Annotated in this window: 5 protein-coding genes; 2 read left to right on the top strand and 3 right to left on the bottom strand. The window is 71.6% G+C overall.

What is annotated here, in order from left to right; genetic code table 11:
• A partial coding sequence (locus GY24_RS17775; RefSeq protein WP_202972975.1) for a hypothetical protein occupies window positions 1-377 on the top strand: 377 nt, incomplete at its 5' end.
• Here GY24_RS17775 and GY24_RS17135 read toward each other — a convergent pair.
• Entirely contained in the window at window positions 374-1,051 is a 678-nt protein-coding gene (locus GY24_RS17135; RefSeq protein ID WP_104477822.1) for a response regulator transcription factor, read from the bottom strand. The two genes, GY24_RS17775 and GY24_RS17135, sit on opposite strands and share 4 nt — an antisense overlap.
• On the bottom strand, window positions 1,048-2,328 hold the full coding sequence (locus GY24_RS17130; protein WP_104477820.1) for a sensor histidine kinase: 1,281 nt from the start codon (window positions 2,326-2,328) through the stop codon (window positions 1,048-1,050). The genes GY24_RS17135 and GY24_RS17130 overlap by 4 nt, the downstream gene beginning before the upstream one ends.
• A gap of 217 nt (window positions 2,329-2,545) precedes the next feature.
• Here GY24_RS17130 and GY24_RS17125 point away from each other — a divergent pair, with 217 nt between their 5' ends.
• Window positions 2,546-3,019 carry a small multi-drug export protein gene (locus GY24_RS17125; RefSeq protein WP_104477818.1) on the top strand — a complete coding sequence of 158 codons (474 nt, stop codon included), beginning with the start codon at window positions 2,546-2,548 and terminating at the stop codon, window positions 3,017-3,019.
• A gap of 188 nt (window positions 3,020-3,207) precedes the next feature.
• On the opposite strand, the gene GY24_RS17120 is transcribed toward GY24_RS17125, so the two are convergent.
• The coding region (locus GY24_RS17120) for an aldehyde dehydrogenase family protein (RefSeq protein ID WP_133161242.1) at window positions 3,208-4,071 on the bottom strand (864 nt) is incomplete at its 5' end.

Here is a 4,071-nt window from a genome sequence, read left to right as displayed (position 1 = left end):
GAGCTGATCCCGCCTCCGCCCTCAGCCCGCAGTCGGAGGCCGGTCAGACCGGGGTCGTGGTCGCCCTCTCCGGCGACATCGCCGCCGCGGTCGCGCCCGGGGCGCCGGTCGACCTCTGGGCGGCGGAACAGCTCGAGCACGGCCGCTTCGGGCCGCCGGCCGTCATCCTCTCCGCCGCCGAGGTGGTGCGCGTGATCGACGGCGGGGGAATCCTGGCGGGCAGGGGCGCTCGGTCGAGCTGCGATTGCCGACCGCGACACGCCGCGGAAACCGCCCGAAACGCCGGTTCCGGGCGCGCTCATCCGCCGACTGGCAGCAGCGGCCGGGTGCCGACCGGCCCAACCGGCCCAACCGGCGCCGAGCGGCGGCGCCGCTAGATCCAGCCCTGCTGCCACGCCTTCTCCGCGGCCTCATGCCGGGACACCGCGTTGAGCTTCGTCATCGCCGAGGAGAGGTAGTTGCGCACGGTGCCGGCGGCGAGGTGCAGCTGCTCGGCGATCTGCTGCACGCCGACCGCGCTGCGGCTGACCCGCAGCACGTCCAGTTCGCGGTCGGTGAGCGGGCAACGCTCGGCCGACAGCGCCGAGGCGGCGATCTCGTGGTCGATGTAGCGCTTGCCCGCCGCCACGTCGCGGATCACCGCGGCCAGCTCGCCGGCCGGCGTCGACTTCGGCACGAAGCCGGACACCCGCGCCTCGAGCGCACGGCGCAGCACGCCGGGGCGGGCGTGCCGGGTGACGATGATGACGCGGGTGCTCACCGTCGACAGGATGCGGACCGCCGCCTCGATGCCGTCGGCGTGAGGCATCTCGAGGTCGAGCAGGCAGATGTCCGGCCGGGTCTGCAGCGCGAGCTCCGCGGCGGTGACGCCGTTGTCGGCGCTGGCCACCACCTCGATGTCCGGCTCCAGCCCGAGCAGCGCCTCGAGGGCGCCGCGGATCAGGTGCTCGTCGTCGGCGATGAGCAGGCGGATGACGCGCCGCTCGGCCTGCGCGATGCCCGCGACCGTGTCGGCGCCGGTCCCGGCCCCGACCTCGCTGAGCGCGCTCATGCCCGGGCCCCCACCCGGGTCGGCACGGAGACCGTCAGCGTGAACTGGCCGGCATCCGGGTCGAAGGAGGTCTCGAGCTCGCCGCCGACCGGCAGGAGCCGCTCACGCAGCCCGGCCAGGCCCGAGCCGGAGGTGCCCGCGCTGGAAGCCGCGCCGACGCCGTCGTTGCCGATCTCCAGCGTGTACGCCTCGGCCGTGGACCGGAAGCGGATGCCGACCCGGCCGGCCTCGCTGTGCCTGAGGATGTTCGTCGTCGCCTCGCGCACCGTCATCGCCAGGGCGCGGCGCAGGTCGGTGCCGGCCGGCAGCGGGTCCACGTCGAGCATGCACGTGGCGCCGGCCGCCGTGAGCACCTCGCGCGCGTTCTGCAGCTCGTCGTCGAGGGCCACCTCGCGGTAGCCCGCCACCAGCGAGCGCGTCTCCTCGAGCGCCTGCTTGGCGATCAGCCGCATCTCGTGCACATGCACCCTGGCGGCCTCGGCATCGACGGCCAGCAGCCGCTCGGCCAGCTCCGACTTGAGCGCGATCACCTGCAGGTGGTGGCCCTGGATGTCGTGCAGGTCGGCGGCGAACCGCAGCCGCTCCTGGGCGACGGCGAGCTCGGCCGCGGTGTGCCGGTTGCGGTCGAGGGTCACCACGATCTCCCACCACCACAGACTGGTGAGCAGCATGACGGGCAACGCCAGCACGTACACCGCCAGCAGCCATCCCGAGTAGCGGTCCATGAACGTGGCCTCGCTGCCCGTGAGCGCGTCGCTGACGAAGGGGTGCATCACGAGCAGCCCTGCGCCGACGGCGAGCAGCAGCCAGCGCGCGCGCTTGGGCAGCAGGCAGGCGATGAGGCAGAGCGCCATCCAGAGCGGGATCGCCCCGATCAGGGCCGCGTTGGGGGCGAAGAGGCCGACCACCCAGACGGATGCCGCCGGCGCCAGCAGCGCGAGCGTCCACGCGGTCCGCGGCAGCCCTCCCCCGCGACCCACGCGCAGAAACCAGCAGTAGCGCACGTTCACGCCCGCCGCAGCCAGCGTCAGCATCAGCACGACGGCATCGAGGGCGTCGCCGGCCGTGGCGACCTCCTGCAGCACCATCAGCGCAACGCACGCGTACAGGAACACGGAGAAGAAGACCATCGAGCCCAGCGTGAACAGCCAGGTCGTCTGCACGCTGCGCACGGGGGTGGGCGTGCCGGCCGTCTGGCCGGTCTCGCCACCGGCTGCATCGCCGATTGCATCGCCGGCTGCATCTGTGGCAACCGGGGCGGTGACGGGCGCCGTCATCGGGCCGGGAGAGTGTGTTGGCTGCTCATGCCCCTCAGCGTAGAGCAGTGACATTTGTCACGGTTTCGCGGGTGGAATCCGCACGAATGCCGTGACAGTGCGGCACTACTGCGGCGGATGCCGCGGCGAAAAGATGGAGTCATCGCCGCAGCAGCCCGGGACACACCCGGCCCGACGCGGCATCCGCCCCTCACCAGGACCCACCGAAAGGCCCACCATGATCCAGACCCTCCAGGACTTCACCGACTCACTCCCCACCGTGCTGCAGTGGGCGGGTGTGATGCTGGCCGCCGCGATCCCGTTCGTGGAGTCCTACTTCGGTTCGGTCATCGGGGTGGTCGTCGGGCTGAACCCGGCCGTCGCGATCACCGCGGCCGTCGTCGGAAACATCGTGTCGATGCTGGTCTTCGTGCTGAGCGCCCACCGGGTGCGCTCCGGCGTCGTCGCCCGCACCGGCGAGAAGGAGCTGTCGCCGCGCCGCGCCCGCCTCAAGGAGAACTTCGACAAGTACGGCGTCGCCGGCGTGAGCCTGCTCGGCCAGGCGATCCTGCCCAGCCAGATCACCTCGGCCGCGATGGTCTCCTTCGGCGCCCCGAAGAACACCGTCATCCTCTGGCAGGTCATCTCGATCATCCTGTGGGGCGTGCTGTTCGGCGTGCTCGCCACCCTCGGCGTCTCGCTGATGCGCTAGCCCGCCGGCCCGTCAGTCGCCTCGCGGCCCCCGTTTTCTCTCGCGGCACTGGGTATGTCCAGTGCCGCGAGCCGAAACGAGGGCCGCGAGCGCGTTTCCGGCCCGCGGATGCCGGAGCGTGGGCGGCCGCGCCAACGAGAGAGGGACTCCCCCGGCAGACGCCGGAGGAGCCCCTCGCGCGGGTTGCCCTAGTGGTTCTGCGGGAAGCCCAGGTTCAGGCCGCCGTGGCTCGGGTCGAGCCAGCGCGAGGTGACGGCCTTCTCGCGGGTGAAGAAGGCGATGCCGGCCGGGCCGTACGCCTTCGCGTCACCGAAGGCCGAGTTCTTCCAGCCACCGAAGGAGTGGTAGGCCACCGGCACGGGGATCGGCACGTTGATGCCGATCATGCCGACGGTCACCTCGTTCTGGAAGCGCCGGGCTGCACCACCATCGTTGGTGAAGATGGCGGTTCCGTTGCCGTACTGGCTCGAGTTGATGATGTCGAGGCCCTGCTCGTAGCCCTCGACGCGCACGATCGACAGCACCGGGCCGAAGATCTCGTCGGTGTAGGCGGCGGAGCTGAGCGGCACCCGGTCGAGCAGGGTCGGGCCGAGCCAGAAGCCGTCGGCGTCGCCGTCGACCTCGATGCCGCGGCCGTCCACGACAACGGTCGCGCCGTCGGCCGCGGCGATGTCGATGTAGCTGGACACCTTGTCGCGGTGCACCTCGGTGATGAGCGGGCCCATGTCGCAGCCGCGGGTTCCGTCACCGGTCTTCAGCGTCGCCATGCGCTCGCTGATCTTGGCGATCAGCTCGTCGGCGACGGCGTCGACGGCGAGGATCACGCTGATCGCCATGCAGCGCTCACCGGCCGAGCCGAAGCCCGCGTTGACGGCGGCATCGGCGGCCAGGTCGAGGTCGGCATCCGGAAGCACCAACATGTGGTTCTTCGCGCCGCCGAGGGCCTGCACGCGCTTGCCGTGCGCGCTGGCCGTCTCGTAGATGTACTTGGCGATGGGGGTCGAGCCGACGAAGGAGATCGAGCCGACATCCGGGTTGACGAGGAGAGCGTC

Source organism: Microterricola pindariensis (assembly GCF_002936985.1).
Lineage (GTDB): Bacteria > Actinomycetota > Actinomycetes > Actinomycetales > Microbacteriaceae > Microterricola > Microterricola pindariensis.
The sequence above is the reverse complement of the archived record's forward strand: the minus strand, read 5'-3'. Positions and strand labels throughout refer to the sequence as shown.

Bases quoted from the DNA above. Each gene is read 5' to 3' on its own strand.
- GY24_RS17135 (WP_104477822.1), bottom strand. From the start codon at position 1,051: ATGAGCGCGCTCAGCGAGGTCGGGGCCGGGACCGGCGCCGACACGGTC.
- GY24_RS17130 (WP_104477820.1), bottom strand. From the start codon at position 2,328: ATGACGGCGCCCGTCACCGCCCCGGTTGCCACAGATGCAGCCGGCGAT.
- GY24_RS17125 (WP_104477818.1), top strand. From the start codon at position 2,546: ATGATCCAGACCCTCCAGGACTTCACCGACTCACTCCCCACCGTGCTG.